This window comes from Micromonospora sp. ALFpr18c (genome assembly GCF_008868155.1).
Taxonomy (GTDB): Bacteria; Actinomycetota; Actinomycetes; order Mycobacteriales; family Micromonosporaceae; genus Micromonospora.
Window position 1 is genome coordinate 1 of the sequence record NZ_WBKR01000364.1, and the last position, 2,047, is coordinate 2,047.

Sequence of the window (2,047 nt, forward strand, 5' to 3'; positions counted from 1 at the left end):
TCAACGCCGCTGGATCACCCGCTGGAAAGCCGCCCTGAACGCCTTCGAGATCACCTTCGAAGGCCGCCTGTCCGCAGGCCGCAAGTAACCCATCAAGATCCAGTTACACCGTTAAGTTGACAGTCCCGCGTTGTCGGGTAGCTGCTGGTCACGGCGGTGATTAGGTCGTGTGATCGGCGGTTGGCCAGGGCTATTGCGTAGTGGTGTTGACCCTGGTCGCGGTCGGTATTTCGGTGGTCACGGCGGTGATGAGGTCGTGGGGGCGGTGGCTGGCCTCTCGGGTGGCTTCGGCGATGTTGGTGGCGCCGTTGATGCGGTGATATCCGATCGAGGTGTTACGGAGGGTGGCGAACACGGCGGGGCCGTTGCCGGTCCTGGCCCGGTGGGCGTCTTCACGGAGCGTGACATCCCGTACGTAATGTAGGCGGTTCTCGATATGCCACTCGGAACGCGCCCACGTGCCGAGATCGGCGGGTTGGGCTTGGCCGGCGGGTAGTGAGCTGGTCAGGTAGGCGGCTTCACGGGTGGTCTTGCCCTTGATCGTGCGGGTGCGGGTGATCCGGACGGCCTGCTGTGCGTGGGGAAAACCCAGCCCTCCCGGAGTCTTGACGGTCAGCGCCTTGACCGTGCGGGTCTCCCTACGGCCGTGGCCGGTCTCGCGGGTCTGGACCCCGACCGGGACCTCGGCCCACGGCAGACCCTTGAGCTGGGCGAACAGGGTGGGCTGGTTACCCTTGACCGCGGCCATCAGATGCCCGCCGGCAGCGGCGAGCAACTCGGCGTGCCCGATCTGGGCGTGCAGCGCGTCCGCGACGACCAGAACGTCCTTCAATGACCCCAACACGGCCGCGACCAGCTTGAACAGCGGAGTGAACGCGGGGATTTCGTTGGACTTCGCAGCGATCTGCACTTGGGCGAGCACGATCCCGGTGCTGGTGTCGTACGCCGACAGCAGGTGGACCTGCCGGCCGTCGGCCAGTCGGGCACCCCGCGCGACCTTCCCATCGACGGCGATCACCAGGCGCCACCTGCGCCCGGCGACCACGACCGGCGACGCCCTCGCCCGCAGCCAGCGAGCAAGGACCTGCGACAACACTTCGGCGTCGAGCCGGATCAACAACCGCCACACCGTCGTCGCGGCGGGCACCCGGCCGGTGAACCCGAGCCGCTGCCAGACCGTACGGTCCTGGAAACGCACCCAGTCGCAGACCGCAGCGAACGTGCACGCCCCGGCCATCACCGCGCATACCGCTGCCGCCAGGATGCTGACCAGTGGATACCGTCGGCCGCGCGGATCGCGCGGGTCGTTTACCGCTTCCAACGCGATGAACACGCTCCGACGGTCACCATCGGTGACCGTGGCCGGGCACGGCATGTCCGGGGGGCGCTGCGGCAGCACGATCTCGGCCAGTAAGGATGACATCAGCGGGTGCGATCCTGTTCTCGATCATGGTCTTCGCAAACTCATGATCACCGACAGGCCGCACCCGTCCTACATGGACCCCCAGACCTCGCCGGATCCCAGCAAAACCCCAGCTCAAAAGCATCTCAACCGACTACGCAACAGCCCTGGGGTGTCAGGATCCACGGCGACAACTTCACCTTTCAGTTTGCACGAGCCAATGGTTGAGAGTCTATTAGCTCGAGTATCGCCGGTGATTATTCCTCGCGCACCAGCGATAGCGTCTGCCGCCATTCGCGCCTTCGCACCCGACGCCTGATCGACCCCTCTCGTTTGAGACCTCCACCCGCGATGCGGGCGGCGGGCGGCGGGCATTGAAGCGTTGCGCCCGGGGCGACCAAGCGATGCAGGCGTTGCGGACCCCGGGGCGGCCTTCCTGATGCATCTGATCCCAGGCACGTGCGGAAACGTCAGTTGCGATCACCCCTCAGCCCACGGCGAGGTCCTGAACGAATGCCCCCGCGACCGCGGACACGGCCGTAAGGAGACCCGCACGGTCAAGGCTGTCACCCTGCACATCCCGGGCGGGATCGCCTTTCCGCGCGCCCAGCAGGCCGCCCGGATCATCCGGACCCGCACCGTGGA

The 2,047-nt window shown here is 66.6% G+C and carries 1 protein-coding gene; it reads right to left on the minus strand.

The genetic code is table 11. From position 1 onward, the window contains the following. Window positions 1–190 precede the first annotated feature (190 nt). Entirely contained in the window at window positions 191–1,423 is a 1,233-nt protein-coding gene (locus F8271_RS31045; protein WP_225854890.1) for an ISAs1 family transposase, read from the minus strand. Between the last annotated feature and the right edge of the window lie 624 nt (window positions 1,424–2,047).